This is a genomic window from Streptomyces erythrochromogenes (assembly GCF_036170895.1).
In the GTDB taxonomy this organism is placed as follows: domain Bacteria; phylum Actinomycetota; class Actinomycetes; order Streptomycetales; family Streptomycetaceae; genus Streptomyces; species Streptomyces erythrochromogenes.
In genome coordinates this window covers 3,063,844-3,081,312 of record NZ_CP108036.1, presented here as the reverse complement: position 1 = coordinate 3,081,312, position 17,469 = coordinate 3,063,844, and the positions used below count along the sequence as shown (strand labels likewise).

Annotated in this window: 18 protein-coding genes; 13 read left to right on the top strand and 5 right to left on the bottom strand. The window is 72.5% G+C overall.

Annotation, left to right across the window (positions count from 1 at the left end; genetic code table 11):
* Nucleotides 1-8: 8 nt before the first annotated feature.
* Nucleotides 9-1,433, top strand: a complete 1,425-nt coding sequence (locus tag OHA91_RS13680; protein WP_328739285.1) for a dipeptidase — start codon at nt 9-11, stop codon at nt 1,431-1,433.
* A 51-nt stretch (nt 1,434-1,484) separates the two neighbouring features.
* Nucleotides 1,485-2,426: an NAD(+) diphosphatase gene (nudC, locus tag OHA91_RS13675; protein WP_030962498.1), complete on the top strand. Its 942-nt coding sequence runs from the start codon at nt 1,485-1,487 to the stop codon at nt 2,424-2,426.
* 111 nt (nt 2,427-2,537) lie between these two features.
* Here nudC and OHA91_RS13670 read toward each other — a convergent pair whose 3' ends face one another.
* A complete protein-coding gene (locus tag OHA91_RS13670) occupies nt 2,538-2,798 on the bottom strand; it encodes a mycoredoxin (RefSeq protein ID WP_031151539.1) in 261 nt (86 codons plus the stop codon).
* Nucleotides 2,799-2,968: 170 nt separating this feature from the next.
* On the opposite strand from OHA91_RS13670, the gene OHA91_RS13665 reads away from it, so the two are divergent.
* From OHA91_RS13665 to OHA91_RS13645, 5 genes are all read left to right on the top strand, one after another.
* On the top strand, nt 2,969-5,134 hold the full coding sequence (locus OHA91_RS13665; RefSeq protein ID WP_167344723.1) for an ATP-dependent DNA helicase UvrD2: 2,166 nt from the start codon (nt 2,969-2,971) through the stop codon (nt 5,132-5,134).
* Between the two features lie 167 nt (nt 5,135-5,301).
* Nucleotides 5,302-5,625, top strand: a complete 324-nt coding sequence (locus tag OHA91_RS13660; RefSeq protein WP_381626056.1) for a hypothetical protein — start codon at nt 5,302-5,304, stop codon at nt 5,623-5,625.
* Nucleotides 5,626-5,808: 183 nt separating this feature from the next.
* Nucleotides 5,809-6,180 carry a WhiB family transcriptional regulator gene (locus OHA91_RS13655; protein WP_030029453.1) on the top strand — a complete coding sequence of 124 codons (372 nt, stop codon included), beginning with the start codon at nt 5,809-5,811 and terminating at the stop codon, nt 6,178-6,180.
* Nucleotides 6,177-6,506 carry a hypothetical protein gene (locus tag OHA91_RS13650; RefSeq protein WP_031151546.1) on the top strand — a complete coding sequence of 110 codons (330 nt, stop codon included), beginning with the start codon at nt 6,177-6,179 and terminating at the stop codon, nt 6,504-6,506. The genes OHA91_RS13655 and OHA91_RS13650 overlap by 4 nt, the downstream gene beginning before the upstream one ends.
* A gap of 98 nt (nt 6,507-6,604) precedes the next feature.
* Nucleotides 6,605-6,811, top strand: a complete 207-nt coding sequence (locus tag OHA91_RS13645; protein ID WP_031151548.1) for a hypothetical protein — start codon at nt 6,605-6,607, stop codon at nt 6,809-6,811.
* Nucleotides 6,812-6,823: 12 nt separating this feature from the next.
* On the opposite strand, the gene OHA91_RS13640 is transcribed toward OHA91_RS13645, so the two are convergent.
* Together OHA91_RS13640 and OHA91_RS13635 are read right to left on the bottom strand one after the other, a co-directional pair.
* Nucleotides 6,824-8,152, bottom strand: coding sequence for an ABC1 kinase family protein (locus OHA91_RS13640; protein ID WP_031151550.1), 1,329 nt, complete (start codon nt 8,150-8,152; stop codon nt 6,824-6,826).
* A gap of 75 nt (nt 8,153-8,227) precedes the next feature.
* Nucleotides 8,228-9,382 (bottom strand): ThiF family adenylyltransferase, encoded by a 1,155-nt coding sequence (locus OHA91_RS13635; RefSeq protein WP_328739284.1) that lies wholly within the window; start codon nt 9,380-9,382, stop codon nt 8,228-8,230.
* A gap of 224 nt (nt 9,383-9,606) precedes the next feature.
* Between OHA91_RS13635 and OHA91_RS13630 the strand changes: the two genes are divergently transcribed.
* From OHA91_RS13630 to OHA91_RS13615, 4 genes are all read left to right on the top strand, one after another.
* Nucleotides 9,607-10,146, top strand: coding sequence for a M48 metallopeptidase family protein (locus tag OHA91_RS13630; protein ID WP_031151554.1), 540 nt, complete (start codon nt 9,607-9,609; stop codon nt 10,144-10,146).
* 223 nt (nt 10,147-10,369) lie between these two features.
* Nucleotides 10,370-12,013 carry a TerD family protein gene (locus tag OHA91_RS13625; RefSeq protein WP_328739283.1) on the top strand — a complete coding sequence of 548 codons (1,644 nt, stop codon included), beginning with the start codon at nt 10,370-10,372 and terminating at the stop codon, nt 12,011-12,013.
* 20 nt (nt 12,014-12,033) lie between these two features.
* Nucleotides 12,034-12,714 (top strand): AIM24 family protein, encoded by a 681-nt coding sequence (locus OHA91_RS13620; RefSeq protein WP_031151560.1) that lies wholly within the window; start codon nt 12,034-12,036, stop codon nt 12,712-12,714.
* A 17-nt stretch (nt 12,715-12,731) separates the two neighbouring features.
* Nucleotides 12,732-13,487 carry an AIM24 family protein gene (locus tag OHA91_RS13615; RefSeq protein ID WP_031151561.1) on the top strand — a complete coding sequence of 252 codons (756 nt, stop codon included), beginning with the start codon at nt 12,732-12,734 and terminating at the stop codon, nt 13,485-13,487.
* 74 nt (nt 13,488-13,561) lie between these two features.
* Here the strand turns inward: OHA91_RS13615 and OHA91_RS13610 are convergent, their stop codons facing one another.
* A complete protein-coding gene (locus OHA91_RS13610) occupies nt 13,562-14,095 on the bottom strand; it encodes an NUDIX hydrolase (RefSeq protein ID WP_328739282.1) in 534 nt (177 codons plus the stop codon).
* Nucleotides 14,092-15,510: a zinc-dependent metalloprotease gene (locus OHA91_RS13605; RefSeq protein ID WP_031151565.1), complete on the bottom strand. Its 1,419-nt coding sequence runs from the start codon at nt 15,508-15,510 to the stop codon at nt 14,092-14,094. Before OHA91_RS13605 ends, OHA91_RS13610 begins: the two co-directional genes overlap by 4 nt.
* A 194-nt stretch (nt 15,511-15,704) precedes the next feature.
* On the opposite strand from OHA91_RS13605, the gene OHA91_RS13600 reads away from it, so the two are divergent.
* Together OHA91_RS13600 and OHA91_RS13595 are read left to right on the top strand one after the other, a co-directional pair.
* Complete coding sequence (locus OHA91_RS13600; protein ID WP_031151567.1) at nt 15,705-16,883, top strand: SDR family oxidoreductase; 1,179 nt, start codon at nt 15,705-15,707, stop codon at nt 16,881-16,883.
* 100 nt (nt 16,884-16,983) lie between these two features.
* Complete coding sequence (locus OHA91_RS13595; RefSeq protein ID WP_031151569.1) at nt 16,984-17,445, top strand: molybdenum cofactor biosynthesis protein MoaE; 462 nt, start codon at nt 16,984-16,986, stop codon at nt 17,443-17,445.
* Nucleotides 17,446-17,469: the final 24 nt, after the last annotated feature.

Genomic DNA, 17,469 nt, shown 5'->3' with positions numbered 1-17,469 from the left:
CTCGGGGCATGAGCGACACCCAGCCGGACAGCGTCGTCCGCACGTACATCGACACCCACCGCGCCGCGTTCCTCGACGACCTGGCCGAGTGGCTGCGCATCCCCTCCGTCTCGGCCCAGCCCGAGCACGCGGACGACGTGCGCCGCAGCGCCGAATGGCTCGCGGCGAAGCTCAAGGAGACCGGCTTCCCGGTCGCCGAGGTCTGGGAGACCGGCGGCGCCCCCGCCGTCCACGCGCACTGGCCGAGCGAGGACCCGGACGCCCCGACCGTCCTCGTGTACGGCCACCACGACGTGCAGCCCGCCGCCCTCGCCGACGGCTGGCACACCGACCCGTTCGAGCCGGTGGTCCAGGGCGGCCGCATGTACGCGCGCGGCGCCGCCGACGACAAGGGCCAGGTGTTCTTCCACACCCTGGGCGTGCGGGCGCACCTGGCGGCCGCCGGCGCCGCCGCCCCCGCCGTGCACCTGAAGCTGATCGTCGAGGGCGAGGAGGAGTCCGGCTCCGCCCACTTCCGCGAGCTCGTCGAGGCCCGCGCCGCCGAGCTCGCCGCCGACGTCGTGATCGTCTCCGACACCGGCATGTGGTCCGAGACCACCCCCACCGTCTGCACCGGCATGCGGGGCGTCGCCGACTGCGAGATCGACCTTCACGGTCCCGACCAGGACATCCACTCCGGCGCCTTCGGCGGAGCCGTGCCCAACCCGGCCACCGCCGCCGCCCGCCTGGTCGCGGCCCTGCACGACGCCGACGGCAAGGTCACCGTCCCCGGCTTCTACGACGGCATCGCCGAGCTCACCGACGCGGAGCGCGCGCTCATCGCCGAGCTGCCCTTCGACGAGTCCGAGTGGCTGCGTACGGCCAAGTCCCACGCGGCGGCCGGCGAGGCCGGCTACTCCACCCTGGAGCGGGTCTGGGCCCGCCCGACGGCCGAGGTCAACGGTATCGGCGGCGGCTACCAGGGCCCCGGCGGGAAGACCATCGTGCCCTCCTCCGCCCACGTGAAGCTGTCGTTCCGCCTGGTGTCCGGGCAGGACCCGTACGAGGTCGAGGCGGCCGTCAGGGAATGGGTCGCGGCCCGGATCCCGGACGGGATCCGCCACTCCATCACCTTCGGCGCACCGACCCGCCCGTGCCTGACCCCGCTGGACCACCCCGCCCTGCAGTCCGTCGTACGGTCCATGGGCCGGGCCTTCGGCCAGAAGATCCGCTTCACCCGCGAGGGCGGCTCCGGACCCGCGGCCGACCTCCAGGACGTCCTCGGCGCGCCCGTCCTCTTCCTCGGCATCTCGGTGCCGTCCGACGGCTGGCACGCGCCGAACGAGAAGGTCGAGCTGGACCTGCTGCTCAAGGGCGTCGAGACGGCCGCGTACCTCTGGGGGGACCTGGCCGACGGCCTCCGCGGCCACCGCACGCCCCGCACACCCGCCTGACCGGCGCACACACCTGTCGTACCGAGCCTGCCTGTCCCACCACCGGGGGAGTTGGAAGTACCAGTGAGCACCCATACCGAGCGACCTCTCTCGCTCACCGCGCCGAGCGGGATCGACCGTGCCGCGCACCACCGCCTCGACGAGGCCTGGCTCGCCGCCGCCTGGAGCCACCCGACGACCCGCGTCTTCGTCGTCTCCGGCGGCCAGGTGCTGATCGACGACACCCCCGACGGCGGCACCGGCATCGTGATGACCCCGGCCTTCGAGGCCCCGGTCACCGAGACCCACCGCTACTTCCTGGGCACGGACGAGGACGGCGTACGGTACTTCGCGCTGCAGAAGGACGCCCTGCCCGGCCGCATGGACCAGTCGGCCCGCCCGGCCGGCCTGCGCGAGGCCGGACTGCTGCTGAACGACCGCGACGCCGGGCTGATGGTCAACGCGGTGGCCCTGGAGAACTGGCAGCGGATGCACCGCTTCTGCTCCCGCTGCGGGGAGCGCACGGTGGTCGCGGCCGCAGGGCACATCCGGCGCTGCCCGGGCTGCGGCGCCGAGCACTACCCGCGCACCGACCCCGCCGTGATCATGCTGGTCACCGACGAGCACGACCGCGCGCTGCTGGGCCGACAGGTGCACTGGCCGGAGGGCCGCTTCTCGACCCTCGCCGGGTTCGTGGAGCCGGGCGAGTCGATCGAGCAGTCCGTCGTGCGCGAGGTGTGGGAGGAGGCGGGCGTCAGGGTCGGGCGGGTCGAGTACGTGGCCAGCCAGCCGTGGCCGTTCCCGTACAGCCTGATGCTGGGCTTCAACGCCCGTGCCACCAGCTCCGAGATCACCGTGGACGGCGAGGAGATCCAGGAGGCCCGCTGGTTCTCCCGCGACGAGCTGCGCGCGGCGTTCGAGTCGGGCGAGGTGCTGCCCCCGTCCGGGATCTCCATCGCGGCCCGGTTGGTCGAGCTGTGGTACGGCGAACCGCTGCCCAAGGCCGCGGCTTAACGGCCGTCAGCGGCATGACGTCCGTCACACGGTCCGGCGTCCGTGCCCGGTGCAAGCGGAAGGCCCCCGCCTCGGAAGGCGGGGGCCTGCTGCGGACGGCAGAGAGTCCACTCAGACGGCGAGGGCCTGCTTCACCTGGGCCAGGCTCGGGTTCGTCATGACGGACTCGTTGCCGGCGGAGGACTTCACGAGCACCGTGGGCACCGTCTGGTTCCCGCCGTTGGCCTTCTCGACGAACGCCGCGGACTCCGGGTCGAGCTCGATGTTGATCTCGTTGTACGCGATGCCTTCCCGGTCCAGCTGGGTCTTCAGCCGACGGCAGTAGCCGCACCAGGTCGTGCTGTACATCGTGACGGTGCCCGTGTCCTGCATGGTGCGCTCTCCTTCGTGAGGGCTCGGTGGTCCGAGTACTCGAACGTACGCGACCGCACGGCCATTCCCGTACGTGCACATCCGTACCGCCGGTGTGACCGATACGACGAATCCGCACCGCCTGTGGACGGATTTCCCGCCCGGCTCACGCGACCTGGCAGCATGGCGGAGTGACAGCAGCAACGCACTCCTCCCCCTTCCCCGCCGACGCGGACTCGGCCGACGCGGTGCTCCTGGGCCTCGACCCGGAGCAGCGCGAGGTCGCGACGACCCTGCGCGGGCCGGTGTGCGTGCTGGCCGGCGCCGGTACCGGCAAGACCCGGGCGATCACCCACCGCATCGCCTACGGCGTACGGTCGGGGCAGCTCATGCCCGCCAGTGTGCTCGCCGTCACCTTCACCAACCGGGCCGCCGGTGAGATGCGCGGCCGCCTGCGCGCACTCGGCGCGGGCGGGGTCCAGGCCCGGACCTTCCACTCGGCCGCCCTGCGCCAGCTCCAGTACTTCTGGCCGAAAGCCATCGGCGGGGACGTGCCCCGGCTGCTGGAGCGCAAGATCCAGTTCGTCGCCGAGGCCGGCGCCCGCTGCCGCATCCGCCTCGACCGCGGTGAGCTGCGCGACGTGACCGGCGAGATCGAGTGGGCCAAGGTCACCCAGACGGTGCCCGCCGACTATCCGGCGGCCGCCCTCAAGGCGGGCCGCGAGGCCCCCCGGGACATGGCCGAGATCGCCCAGATCTACGGGACGTACGAACAGCTCAAGCGCGACCGCGGAATGATCGACTTCGAGGACGTGCTGCTCCTGACCGTCGGCATCCTCCAGGACCGCCACGACATCGCCGAGCAGATCCGCGGCCAGTACCAGCACTTCGTCGTCGACGAGTACCAGGACGTCAGCCCGCTCCAGCAGCGGCTGCTCGACCTGTGGCTCGGCGAGCGCGACAGCCTCTGCGTCGTCGGCGACGCCAGCCAGACCATCTACTCCTTCACCGGCGCCACCCCCGACCACCTGCTGAACTTCCGCACGCGCCACCCGCAGGCCACCGTGGTCAAGCTGGTCCGCGACTACCGTTCCACCCCCCAGGTGGTGCACCTCGCCAACGGGCTCCTGAGCCAGGCCAGCGGGCGGGCCGCAGAGCACCGCCTGGAGCTCGTCTCCCAGCGCGAGAGCGGCCCCGACCCGGTCTACGCAGAGTACGCGGACGAGCCCGCCGAGGCCGAGGGCGTCGCCCGCCGGATCCGCGACCTGATCGCCGCGGGCGTGCCGGCGGGCGAGATCGCCGTGCTCTTCCGCATCAACGCCCAGTCCGAGGTCTACGAGCAGGCCCTCGCCGACGCCGGGGTGCCCTACCAGCTGCGCGGGGCCGAGCGGTTCTTCGAGCGCCAGGAGGTCCAGAAGGCCATCCTCGCGCTGCGCGGAGCAGCCCGTTCCGGCGGGAACGACCCACTGCTGGAGGATGTCGTGGACCTGGGCTCCCAGGTCCGTGCGGTGCTCAGCTCCACCGGCTGGACCACCGAGCCGCCGGCCGGTTCCGGCGCCGTGCGCGACCAGTGGGAATCGGTGGCCGCGCTGCTCCGGCTCGCCGAGGACTTCGCCCGCACCCGGCCCGGCGCCACCCTGGCGGACCTCACGGTCGAGCTGGACGAGCGCAGGGCCGCCCAGCACGCCCCGACCGTCCAGGGCGTCACCCTGGCCTCGCTGCACGCGGCGAAGGGCCTGGAGTGGGACGCCGTGTTCCTCGTCGGCCTCACCGACGGCATGATCCCGATCACTTACGCCAAGACCGACGAACAGGTGGAGGAGGAGCGGCGGCTGCTCTACGTCGGCGTCACCCGGGCCCGCCTGCACCTGACCCTCTCCTGGGCGCTCTCCCGCGCCCCCGGGGGAAGGGCCTCCCGGCGCCCCAGCCGCTTCCTGAACGGCCTGCGGCCGGGCTCCGCGGCCCCGGCGGCCCGGACGGGCTCCGCGGGCGAGCGCGGGGCCCCCAAGCGCGGCCGCCGCGGCCCGGTTCGGTGCCGGGTCTGCGGCAGGACGCTGACCGAGGCGGGCGAGCTGAAGCTGATGCGCTGCGAGGACTGTCCGTCCGACATGGACGAGGGCCTCTACGAGCGGCTGCGGGACTGGCGTGCCGCCCGGTCGAAGGAGCAGGGCCTGCCCGCCTACTGCGTCTTCACCGACAAGACACTGATGGCGATCGCGGAGGCCGCGCCCGCCGAGGCGGGGGAGCTGTCGATGATCTCCGGGGTGGGTGGCCGCAAGCTTGACCGGTACGGAGCCGATGTCCTGGCCATCTGTGCAGGTCAGGAGCCGGGGGGCGAGGATTCTGACGACGCGTAGAAACTCGTCGGAAAAATAGTTTGCACATGCCCAGCGAAGACCCATAGGTTCTTAGCAACGGAAACGGTGGCTTCTCCGAAGCCCTGGATCCGTGCTGTACTTATCCGAATACGCATGGGACAGGCCCTCGGGCCGAGTCCCCGAGACGCCGAGAGGAGGCGAGACCAGTGACCAGCTTCATGACCTTCACCAAAATGACCGATCGCTCGGTCGATGCCTCCTGCCTGCTCGGTTCCGTCTCCGCTCTGGGTACCGGTGCGTCCGCGATTTCCGCCGGCCGCCCCGCCCTGCTCGCGACCCTTGCGGTCAGCGAGCGCAATGAGCGACCGACCCAGGCACCGGTGGCAGTACTGGCAGCAGAAGCACAGGCGCATGGCGCCTATGGATTTGCCGCCGCGGCCGGTGCCGGATCCCTGACGAAGCAGACGAAGCAGCAGCACCACCTGATGTGGGCCTTCCGTGGGCTCGAACCCTGGAGTGATCCAGCCTGATCGCATGATCAGGCCGGCGCCTTCAGGGCCGCGGAACCCCACCCGGGATCCGCGGCCCTTCTGTTTGTCCCCGACCGGGGGCCACGACAGAGAAGGGGCCTCGGGACTGGCAGAACCAGGTACCAGCCGCAACCGGCCGACCGGCCGGAACGACTAGCCGAACAAGACGAGGAAGAAAACACCGTGCAACTCGAAGCGCACGCCCCGTCCGTACCGCAGACCCAAACGATCTCCCCGCCCGCAGTCCCGGAGGACCACACCTTGACCCCGCTCACCGCGCTGACCGCGCTCGACGACGCCATCGAGAACCTCGGCGTCCCGGTTCCCTGCCGCACCTTCGACCCCGAGGTCTTCTTCGCCGAGTCCCCGGCCGACGTCGAGTACGCCAAGTCCCTCTGCCGCACCTGCCCGCTGGTCGAGGCCTGCCTCGCCGGAGCGGTCGAGCGCCGCGAGCCCTGGGGTGTCTGGGGTGGCGAGCTCTTCGTCCAGGGTGTCGTCGTAGCCCGGAAGCGCCCCCGTGGCCGTCCGCGCAAGAACCCGGTTGTCTCGGCATGACCGCCATCGGAACCATCGACCGCCCCCTGACGCACGACCCCCTGAAGCAGGCCCTCATGACCGCCCACACCACGAGCGAGCAGCCCCACGGCGCCGCCCACGCAGACTTCATCACCGCCGGCGCGATCACCTCGCGTCAGAACAGGACCCGCGAAATGCAACTCATCCCAGAAGCCCTGGCTCGCGCCCATATGGACGACCGCATGCGCGAGGCGGACGCAGAGCGTCACGCCCTCCGCCTGGTCGCCGCGCGCCGCATGCAGCGGCGAGCCGAGCGCGTCTCGATGCGCGCCCGGCGCGCACTGGCCATGGCCGTCATGCACTAAGAGCTGAAAGCAGCATCCCGGGGGGACCGGTCCGAACGGACCGGTCCCCCCGGTGCGTTGCGCGGGCCCGGCCGCCCCGGCGGAGGTATCGTCCGGAGGTGGACCAGCCGACTCCCCAGCCCGACCCGTCGGAATCCGAGGCCCAGCCCGTCGTCTGCGCGCGCTGCGGCAAAGAGTCCCCCGGCGGGGCCCCGCCCACCTGGACCTGTTCGGTGGAGAACGGGACCAGAGAGTACTTCTGCGTCGAATGCGCCCGCGCCAACCTCAGATCGATCGAGGGCAGGCTCGACTCCTCCTGGTGGTGACGGCCCGAGCCGTCACTCGGCGGACGCGAACCCGGGCAGCCAGGTGTCCAGTTCGTCGCGCAGCCGCACCGTCGCGCCCAGCTGGCACAGCACGCCGATGGTGCTCAGCGTCACCCGGTGGATCAGCAGGTACGAGGGCGGCAGGTTGATCTGCCGGCCCAACTGGTGCGCGGGAGAGCGCGGATCGGCGATCCGCGCCGCCTGACCGCGCAGCCACGGACGGGTGAAGGTGAACTCCTCGGCCTCGGCGGGCTCGATGATCGGCTTCAGGTAGTCCAGCACGGCGTCCGGGTCCAGCTCGACGGACTCCTTCACGAACCCCTCGGCGCACAAGTGGCCGTAGACCCCCTCGGCATCGCCGTCCAGCGTCATCCGCAGGGACCTGCCGATGGGCTTGGGCCAGCCCCCGGGCAGCCGGTCGACCGTGCCGAAGTCCAGGACGCCCAGCCGCATCCGGCCGTCCGCCCCCGCTATCAGCCGGAAGTTGCCCGGGTGCGGATCGGCGTGCAGCAGACCCGTGCGCGCGGGACCGGAGAAGAGGAAGCGGGCCAGCAGCTGCCCGGCGCGGTCGCGCTCCTCCTCGGTGCCGTCGGCGATCACCTCCGACAGCGGGGTCCCGTCCATCCACTCGGTCACGAGCACCTGGTCGCCCTGGTGCACGACGTCGGGGACGACCACGTCCGGGTCGTCCACGAAGGCGTCCGCGTGCGTCCGCTGGGCCTCGGCCTCCAGCTCGTAGTCGAGCTCCTCCGAGACCCGGTCGCGCAACTCCTTGATCAGCGGCTTGATCTCCATGCCGGGAACCAGCGGACCCAGCAGCCCCGCGAACCGGCCCAGCTGCTTCAGGTCCGACAGCAGCGCCTCGCCGGCCCCCGGGTACTGGACCTTGACCGCCACCTGCCTGCCGTCGTGCCACACCGCCCGGTGCACCTGCCCGATCGAGGCCGCCGCGGCCGGCTTGTCCTCGAACTCCTCGAACAGGTCACGCCAGTCCGCACCCAGACGGTCCGCCAGCACCTGGTGCACCGTCGCCGCGGGCAGCGGCGGGGCCGCCTCCTGGAGCTTGGTCAGCGCCGCCCGGTAGGGCCCCGCGACCTCCTCGGGCAGCGCCGACTCGAAGACCGACAGGGCCTGCCCGAACTTCATTGCACCGCCCTTCAGTTCCCCGAGAGTGCGGAACAACTGCTCGGCGGTGCGCTGCTGGAGCTCGCGCGCCACGATCTCGGCGGACTTGCCACCGATCCGCTTGCCCAGGCCCCAGGTGACCCGACCCGCGATGCCGATCGGCAGCGCGGCCAGCTTGACGGTACGGGTGACCGCCTTCCGGGGAAGATCAGACATGCCGCCCCCTCCATTTCCCAGACAGCTGCGCCGCAAGCGGCGGTTCGGCAGAAACCTCGGTCCCGAAGCATCCTGTCACGGCCCTCCCGGCGGGTTGGCTCCCGATCCTCTTCCCGGGGCCCGTCCGGCCGGCTGGAGCCGCTGCGCGGGTTCTGCGGCCGCGCCGCAGGGGCAGTCGGGGTGGGGGCGGACCGGAGCCGCCTCCCAGTGGAGGGCGGGCAGGGCCGCCTCCCAGCGGGAGCCGGTGGAGGCGGGCAGCTGCCCGTCGAGGAAGGCGAGGGCGTGGGCCGCGGCCAGCCCGGCCACCGCCGTGGACAGGCCCAGGTCGCAGGAGGCGCTCCCGCGGCGGCGGTGCGACGAGCGCCACTGGACGAGCATCCTCGGCCAGGCCGCGTCCCGGTCCACACGCTCGCGCTCCATGCACCCGGCGCACGCGGTCGTGCCCGGCAGCACCAGCGGCCCCACCAGACCCGTCCCCTCCACCACCCCCGCGTACAGGTGGGGAATCCCGGAGGTGACCCAGTCGGCCGCGGTGTCCGGATCCGGGGCCCAGGCGTGCAGCCCGTCCCTCGGTGCGACCACCACCAGGGCCAGCCCGGGCTCCGGCCCCTCCTCCTCGCCGGCCCGCGGACCCGGACCCGGGGCCGCGGAGCGGACCACGGCCGCCGCGGCCTCGGTCCGCATCCGGCCCACACTCGCGGGACCCAGCCCGCCCGGCGCCACATCGGCCGGCTCCACCCGGCCCCCGTCGAGCACCTCGACCCGCCCCACGCCCGCTCCCGCCAGGACCGCCGCGATCACGGTGCCCACCCGGCCGCTCCCGCGCACCCGGACCCGTATCGCCCGGCGCGCCGCGATCCCCCGTAAGTCCCCGCCGGGCTCCCGGTGGACCAGCGAGAGCGAACCCAGGTCCGGGCCCAGCCGCTCCAATGCCTCCGGATGCCTGCGCAGGGCCTGCGCCCGCGGGCCGCCCGCGCCGGCGTCGTCGAGCAGACCGGCCCCCGCCAGCCGCCTGACCAGAGCGTCGGCCAGGCCGTCCGGCAGTCCCATCCGCGTGGCCTCGGCCCGCAACAGGTCCATCCCCCGCGTCCCGTCGATCCGGTCGATGAGCGCGCCCGTCGCCGTGTCCACGGGCCCGAGCACCACCGCATGCGCCGGAGTCACCCCGAACTGCACCGTCTGCAGATCCCGCCAGGCCCGTGCCAGTGCCGGCTTCACCCTCGGAAACATGTCCCGACCCCCTCGATATCCGTGCGGACTCGCGCCGCCCCATTTCCCGCTCCCCGGCAACAGTGCCCCTCCGCCGGAATCCGCGCAGAAATTTGTCCACAGGCAGGAGGTATTCGGCATATGAGATGAAGAGCAATGCCTCTTCGGACACCGGCTGCGAACCACCCGTGTTCGAACCCCGGACGAGCGGGACTTCCGCCGCCGACACCGGGTAACGTCGTGGCGTGTCCGCCGACCCACCGCAGCGCGCCGTCGAAGTCCGCCGGAGCGCGCGCCGCCGCAGGACCGTATCCGCCTATCGCGAGGGTGACCGTACGGTCGTCCTCATCCCTGCCCGGATGTCCGAGGCCGAGGAGCAGCGCTGGGTGGGCGTCATGCTCGACAAGCTGGCCGCCCAGGAGAGTAAACGCACCCTCGGGGACGCGGAACTCACCGAACGCGCCGAGCGTTTGTCCGAGCAGTACTTCGACGGCCGCGCCCGCCCCCGCTCGGTCCGCTGGGTCACCAACCAGAACACCCGCTGGGGCTCCTGCACCCCGGCCGAGGGCAGCATCCGGCTCTCGCACCGCCTCCAGGGCATGCCGGAGTACGTCGTCGACTACGTGCTCCTGCACGAGCTGGCCCACCTCCTCGTGCCCGGCCACGGCCCCCGCTTCTGGGAGCTGCTGGAGGCGTACCCGCGCACCGAGCGGGCCCGGGGCTACCTGGAGGGCGTGGTCGCGGCCGAGCGCCTGCCGAAGGTTCCCACCGCCCGCGAGGAGTGACCCCCCGCCGGAGCGGACCGGCGGGCCTGCCTGCGACCACCCTCCAGCCGCCTGCGGACCGCCCTCCAGCCGCCTGCGGACCACCCTCGGACCGCCCCCGTACCACCCGTCATGTCACACACCGTGATGTGTACCGGGTTGGTACCGGCTTGGCCGGATGTCGGCAGATGCCGTTAGCCTGTGCGGCACGAATGCTCAGTCGGGATGGGGGACGTCGTTACGTATGGCAAGGGAATTCCAACGCGGCCACAAGGCCAAGGTCAGTGATCTCACGGCGGGCACCGATCTGTACGTAGGCGTCCAGATCGCCGGGCCCGGACTCACCTTCGACATCAGCTGTTTCGGCCTGGACGCCAATGAACAGCTCTCGGACGACCGTTACTTCGTCTTCTTCAATCAGCCGAAGTCGCCGGAAGAGTCCATTCAGCTGCTCGGCGCGCAGTCCGGTGACACGGAATCCTTCCGGGTGACCCTGGACCGTGTTCCGGCGTCGATCCACAAGCTGTCCTTCACCGCCACCCTCGACGGCGCCGGACAGATGTCGCAGATCGGCCCGGGCTACATCCGGATCGTGGCCGGCGGCGAAGAGGTGGTCCGGTACGCGTTCACCGGTTCGGAGTTCAGCACCGAGCGGGCCGTGATGCTCGGCGACTTCTACCTGAAGGACGTGTGGCGCTTCGCCGCCGTCGGCCAGGGCTTCGACGGCGGGCTCGACGCCCTCCTGAGGAACTTCGGCGGCGAGGTCGCCGAGGAGCAGCCGCAGCAGCAGGCCCCGGCGGCCGGCGGCCCCGGCTTCGCCCCGCCGCCGCAGGCGGCCGCCCCCGCTCCGGCCCCGTCCTTCGGCGCCCCCGCTCCGGCTCCGGCCCCGCAGGCCCCGGCTCCCGCACCGTCCTTCGGCGCGCCCGCCCCGGCTCCCGCGCCCGCACCGGCCGCCCCCCAGCCGCCGCAGTACCCGCAGCCCGCGGCTCCGGCCCCGGTGCACGCCGCGCCCACCATGGCCGCGCCCATCGCCCCGCCGGCCCCCGCCCCGTACGGCCAGCCGCCGCAGCAGCCCTCTTACGGCCAGGTCCCCGGCCAGGTGCCGCCGCCCGCCCCGGCCCCCGCCGCCTACGGGCAGCAGCCGGGCTACGGTCAGGTCCCGGGCCAGGTACCGGGGCAGGTCCCCGGCCAGCAGCCCGGCTACGCCCCGCAGGCCGCCGCCCCCGCGGCCGGCCTCGCCGCGGCCCTCCAGCCGTACAAGGAGGCCCCGACCGGCGCCCGCTGGACCCCGCAGAACCAGCAGCTCATGCGCGTCGACCTCTCGATGGGCGGCCAGGCCGTCCTCGCCCGCCAGGGCAGCATGGTCCTGTACCAGGGCAAGGTCGACTTCAGCTACAAGGGCGCCGGCTTCGCCGGCCGCATCGTCGGCAACGCCACCGGCCAGGAGATGCAGCTGATGCGCTGCACCGGCCGCGGCCAGGTCTTCCTCGCCGAGAACGGCGCGCACCTGCACGCCATCGAGCTCCAGGGCGACGCCATCTGCGTCTCCGCGGAGAACGTCCTCGCCTTCGACGAGTCCCTCCAGCACGAGGTCCGCCGGATCGAGGGCCACGGCATCCCCGGCGGCGCCCTGTTCACCATGCAGTTCCAGGGCACCGGCACGGTGATCGTCAAGACCCACGGCATCCCGGTCGTCCTGCCCGTCACCCCGACCACCTTCGCGGACAGCAACGCCATCGTGGCGTGGTCGGCCGCCTCGCAGGTGATCATCTCCAGCCAGGTCCGGCTGCGGCGCAACGCCTACCCCGGCCACAGCGGGGAGACCGTGAACCTCCAGTTCCGCGGCGCTCCCGGCAACTTCATCGTCGTCCAGCCGTACGAGGTCTGAGGGAGCCCGACATGAACGCAATGAACCAGCAGCTCGCGGGCTTCGCCCCGACCCCGGTCACGGCCCGCATGGAGAACCACGGGCGGTCGATGCTCAAGGTCGCCATGCAGAGCGGCCAGGACCTCTTCGCCCGCACCGGCTCGATGGTCGCCTACGAGGGCTTCGTGCAGTACGAGCCCAACCCGCCGGCCGTCCGCCAGATGGCCTCGCAGTGGGTCACGGGCGAGGGCGCCCCCCTGATGAAGTGCACCGGCGACGGCCTCCTGTACCTCGCCGACTACGGCGCCGACGTCGTCGTCATCAACCTGAACAACGACTCGCTGTCGGTCAACGGCACCAACCTGCTCGCCTTCGACGCGCACCTCCAGTGGGGCGTCGAGCGGGTCAAGGGCCTGGCGAAGTTCGCAGGCCAGGGCCTGTTCAACGTCCAGGTCGCGGGCACCGGCTGGGTCGCCCTGACCTCGCGCGGCACCCCGATCGTGGTCGACTGCGGCCGCGGCGAGGACGAGACGTACGTCGACCCCGACGCGCTCGTCGCCTGGTCGCCGAACCTGAAGGTCAAGGGGAAGCGCAGCTTCAAGGCCTCGTCCATGCTCGGCCGGGGCAGCGGAGAGGCCTACCAGATGGCCTTCTCCGGCCAGGGCATCGTCGTCGTACAGCCCAGCGAGGACAGCACCGACCGGCTCCGGGCCCGGGGCTGAGGGGGAGCGGACACATCATGCAGAGCGCACTTTTCGCCCACGCCGAGGCGCAGTCCCAGGACCGGTACACCGTCCAGAACCCGCAGCTGCTGCGGGTCTCGCTGACGGGCTCCGACGACGTACTCGCCCGCAAGGGCGCGATGGTCGCCTACCAGGGGCTCATCGACTTCGACGGCGAGTACCAGAGCGCGGGCCAGCGCAACGCCCGCCGCCGCACCGGCGAGGGCCTGGACCTCATGCGCTGCTCCGGGCAGGGCACGGTCTACCTCGCCAACCTGGCCCAGTACGTCCACGTCGTGGACGTCGACCAGGAAGGCCTCACCGTCGACAGCAGCTACGTCCTGGCCCTGGACTCCACCCTGCACACCGAGGTCATCGCGGTGGACAGCCAGTACGGAATCTCCGGATCCGGCAAGTACCAGCTCAACATCTCCGGCCGCGGCAAGGTCGCCCTGATGACCTCAGGGCAGCCGCTGATGATGCACGTCACGCCCGACAAGTACGTCAACGTCGACGCGGACGCCATCGTCGCCTGGTCCACCTCGCTGCGGGTGCAGATGCAGGCCCAGACGCACTCCAGCGGCGTCTGGCGGCGCCGCGGCAACACCGGCGAGGGCTGGGAACTCAGCTTCCTCGGCACCGGTATCGCGCTGGTGCAGCCCAGCGAGGCGCTGCCGCCGCAGAACGCCCAGATCGGACAGGGCGTCGCCGCGCAGTTCGGCATGGGCCAGCAGGGCGCCCATGCCCAGAACCAGAACAACGCCTGGAACTGACAACGCCCGGAACCGACCCGGGACGGCGAAAGGGGCGGCCCCCGTACGGGACCGCCCCTTCGTCGTGCCCGGACTCAGCACGCGGCGAGCCGCGCCAGCGTCGCCTCCAACAGCAGGACGACCGAGGTGTCGGCCACCGAGGCCACCTCCTCGTACGGGAACCAGCGCACGTCCAGGGACTCCTCGCTGACCTCCGCCACCGCGCCGGCCGGGGCCAGCGCCGCGTACTGCACGTCCAGGTGCCAGTTGCAGGGCGCCGGGATGGCGTGCCGGTCCAGACGCACCGGGCCGCCGGGCACCAGGGCCAGACCGTGCTCGATGCCGGACTCCTCGCGGGCCTCGCGCAGGGCCACGTCCGCCATCGTCGTGTCACCGGGCTCGCAGTGGCCGCCCATCTGCAGCCACATGCCCAGCTTCTTGTGCAGGGTCAGCAGCACCCGCTTCCCCACCGGGTCGATCACGAGCGCGCTGCCCGTGACGTGCCCCGCCTCGCAGGGCTTGTAGACCCCGTCCGGGTGGGCGGCCAGGTGCTCCAGGTAGAGGTCGCGCAGCTCGGTCTGGTCCTCGTAGCCCTTCAGGACCAGGACCGCGTCGTCGTAGAGGCTCACTTGTTCTCTTCGCCCTCGCCGTCGCCCTGCTGACCGCGCTTCTCGGCCGCCTCGCCGAGCATCTTGTCGATCTCGGAGAAGTCCAGCTGCTCGCGGTGCACGAAGCCGTCCGGGTCGTCCAGGTCGGAGGCCGTCGGCAGCATGTCCGGGTGCTCCCACAGCCCGTCGCGGCCGTCCACACCGCGCGCGTCGGTCAGCGAGGCCCACAGACGGGAGGCGTCGCGCAGCCGGCGCGGCCGCAGCTCCAGGCCGATCAGCGTCGCGAAGGTCTGCTCCGCCGGGCCGCCCGAGGCGCGCCGCCGGCGCATGGTCTCGCGCATCGCGTCCGCCGAGGTCAGCCGCGGCTTGGCCGCCTCGTGCACCACCGCGTCGACCCAGCCCTCGACCAGCGCGAGCGCCGTCTCCAGGCGGGCCAGGGCGGCCTTCTGCTCGGGGGTGTCCTGCGGCTGGAACATGCCGCCCTGCAGGGCCTCCTGCAGCTGCTCCGGGTTGGACGGGTCCAGCTGCCCGACCACGTCCTCCAGCTTCGAGGTGTCCACCTTGATGCCGCGGGCGTAGCCCTCGACGGCTCCGAACAGGTGCGAGCGCAGCCACGGGACGTGCGCGAAGAGCCGGGCGTGGGCCGCCTCGCGCAGCGCCAGGTACAGCCGCACCTCGTCCGAGGGAACGCCCAGGTCCTTGCCGAAGCCCTCGATGTTCAGCGGGAGCAGCGCGGCCTTGCCCGCCGGGCCCAGCGGCAGCCCGATGTCGGTCGAGCCGACGACCTCGCCGGCGAGGACGCCGACGGCCTGCCCGATCTGCTGGCCGAACATGGCCCCGCCCATGGAGCGCATCATGCCCAGCAGCGGGCCCGCCATGGCCTGCATCTCCTCGGGCAGCACGCTGCCCATGGCCGCGCCGACCCGCTCGGCGACCGGGTCCACGAGCTCCTTCCACACCGGCAGGGTGGCCTCGACCCACTCGGCGCGGCTCCACGCCACGGCCGTGGTGGCACCGGAGGGCAGCGAGGTCACGCCGTCCAGCCAGTGGTCGGCCAGGCGCACGGCCTCCTCGACGGCCGACTTCTCGGCGATGCCGACGCTCGTGTCCTTCACGCCGTCCGCCGTGCCCTGCGCGACGGTCTGGCGGGCGATGTCCTTGGCCATGTCCCAGTTCACGGGACCGCCCTCGTAGCTGAGCATCTGGCCGAGCTGCTGGAAGGCCGCACCGAGGTCGTTCGGGTTCATCGAACCGAACATCGCGGCGAACGGATTGTCCGCGCCCCCGGGGCCACCGGCGCCCGGCAGCCCCATGCCGGGGAACCCGAAGGGATTCGCGGGGCCGCCCTGACCGCCCTGGTTGCCCTTCTTCTTGCCTTCGTCGCCGTTGTCCGGCTCCTCCGGCGGAAGGCCGAATCCGAATGGGGTGTCGCTCACGGGTTTCCTCGGCTCGTAGGGCCGCCGGCGGGAGCCGACGGGCAATGGTCCCGACAACACCACCCAGCGTAGACACCGGAGCCCGCATCCGGGCTCGGTGCTCCGCCGACTCCTGGGCTGCGGCAGGATGGACATCACCTGGTGGGTACGCGTCACGGCGCGTCCCTACTGAAGACAACCGCTGGAGACGCCCGGTGAGTTCCCCAGATCCGCACGTTTCGGATAAGCGCAGCCGCGCTGCGCAGGACGACGACCGCCCCGAGCACGGCGACGGCGCCTCCGGCGTTCGCCCGCCGCGAAACCCGGAAAGCCCGCGCCGGCCCAGCCCCGTGATCGCGGTGACCGGCGCCGCCTCGGGCGTCGGTGCGGCCCTCGTGAGCCGCCTCGCCGCCTCCGACGAGGTCAAGCAGGTCGTCGCCATCGACGAGCGGCGCGGGGACTGCGCGGCCGCGCAGTGGCACGTACTCGACGTACGGGACCCCGCGATCGCCGAGAAGCTGCGCGGCGCGGACGTCGTCGTCCACCTCGCCCTCGACCTCGACCTGGAGACGGACCCGGCGGCCCGTACGGCGTACAACGTGCGCGGGACCCAGACCGTCCTCACGGCGGCCGCCGCGGCCGGCGTGCACCGCGTCGTGCTGTGCACCTCCGCGATGGTCTACGGGGCCCTGCCCGACAACGACATCCCGCTGTCGGAGGACTCCGAGCTGCGGGCCACCGCCGAGGCGACCGGCGTCGGCGACCTGCTGGAGATCGAGCGCCTCGGCCGCCGGGCGCCCCGCGCGCACCCCGGGCTCAACGTCACCGTGGTCCGCCCCGCGGTCCTGGTCGGCGGCACCGACACCGCCCTGACCCGGTACTTCGAGTCCCCGCGCCTGCTCGTGGTCGCGGGATCCCGTCCCACCTGGCAGTTCTGCCATGTGGAGGACCTGGTCAGCGCCCTGGAGTACGCGGCCCTGGAGAAGGTCGAGGGCGAGCTGGCCGTGGGCTGCGAGGGGTGGCTGGAGCAGGAGGAGGTCGAGGAGCTGAGCGGCATCCGCCGCATGGAGCTGCCCTCGGCGGTCGCGCTGGGCGCCGCGGCCCGCCTGCACCGCATCGGCCTGACCCCGTCCCCGGCCGGCGACCTCGCGTACACGATGCACCCCTGGGTGGTCAGCGTCAGCGGCCTGCACGCGGCCGGCTGGCGGCCGCGCTGGACCAACGAGGAGGTGCTCGCCGAGCTCCTCCAGGAGGTCGCGGGCCGCCACACCGTCGCGGGCCGCAGGCTGGGCCGCAGGGACGCCGCCACGGCCGCCGGAGCGGCGGGCGCGACGGTGGCGCTGCTGGGCGCGGCCGCCGCGGTCCGCCTGGCCCGCAAGCGCCGCGGGATCTGATCCCGCGGCGCCGGTTCTGTAGGAGGCTCCCAAGGCCGGGGCCGCGGGCCGGGCGATTCAGCTATTTCGCCATGTCAGCGGCTAGGGCACGATGGACGGTATGGCACCGCACTTCGACCACCCCGGCGAGCAGGCCGCCCAGGACCCCGTCCGGCTGCTCGAGATCCGCGAAACCCCGCTCTCGATCGACGAGGTCTTCCGGGCCGTCGGCGACGACGCCACGGGAGGCACGACGCTCTTCGTCGGCACGGTGCGCAACCACGACGGCGGGGCGGACGTCGAGTCGCTCGGCTACTCCTGCCACCCGACGGCGGAGGCCGAGATGCGCCGGATCGCCGAGCGCGTCGTGGCCAAGTACCCGGTCCGCGCCCTGGCCGCCGTGCACCGCGTGGGAGACCTCAGCGTCGGCGACCTGGCCGTGGTCGTCGCGGTCTCCTGCCCGCACCGCGGGGAGGCCTTCGAGGCCTGCCGGATGCTGATCGACGACCTCAAGCACGAAGTCCCGATCTGGAAGCACCAGACCTTCGCCGACGGCTCCGAGGAGTGGGTCGGCGCCTGCTGACGGCACCGGCCGGGCAGGCCGACC

Coding starts and splice junctions, on each gene's coding strand:
- OHA91_RS13680 (WP_328739285.1), top strand. CDS start 9: ATGAGCGACACCCAGCCGGACAGCGTCGTCCGCACGTACATCGACACC.
- OHA91_RS13670 (WP_031151539.1), bottom strand. CDS start 2,798: ATGCAGGACACGGGCACCGTCACGATGTACAGCACGACCTGGTGCGGC.
- OHA91_RS13650 (WP_031151546.1), top strand. CDS start 6,177: ATGACCGCCATCGGAACCATCGACCGCCCCCTGACGCACGACCCCCTG.
- OHA91_RS13640 (WP_031151550.1), bottom strand. CDS start 8,152: ATGTCTGATCTTCCCCGGAAGGCGGTCACCCGTACCGTCAAGCTGGCC.
- OHA91_RS13635 (WP_328739284.1), bottom strand. CDS start 9,382: ATGTTTCCGAGGGTGAAGCCGGCACTGGCACGGGCCTGGCGGGATCTG.
- OHA91_RS13625 (WP_328739283.1), top strand. CDS start 10,370: ATGGCAAGGGAATTCCAACGCGGCCACAAGGCCAAGGTCAGTGATCTC.
- OHA91_RS13620 (WP_031151560.1), top strand. CDS start 12,034: ATGAACCAGCAGCTCGCGGGCTTCGCCCCGACCCCGGTCACGGCCCGC.
- OHA91_RS13615 (WP_031151561.1), top strand. CDS start 12,732: ATGCAGAGCGCACTTTTCGCCCACGCCGAGGCGCAGTCCCAGGACCGG.
- OHA91_RS13595 (WP_031151569.1), top strand. CDS start 16,984: ATGGCACCGCACTTCGACCACCCCGGCGAGCAGGCCGCCCAGGACCCC.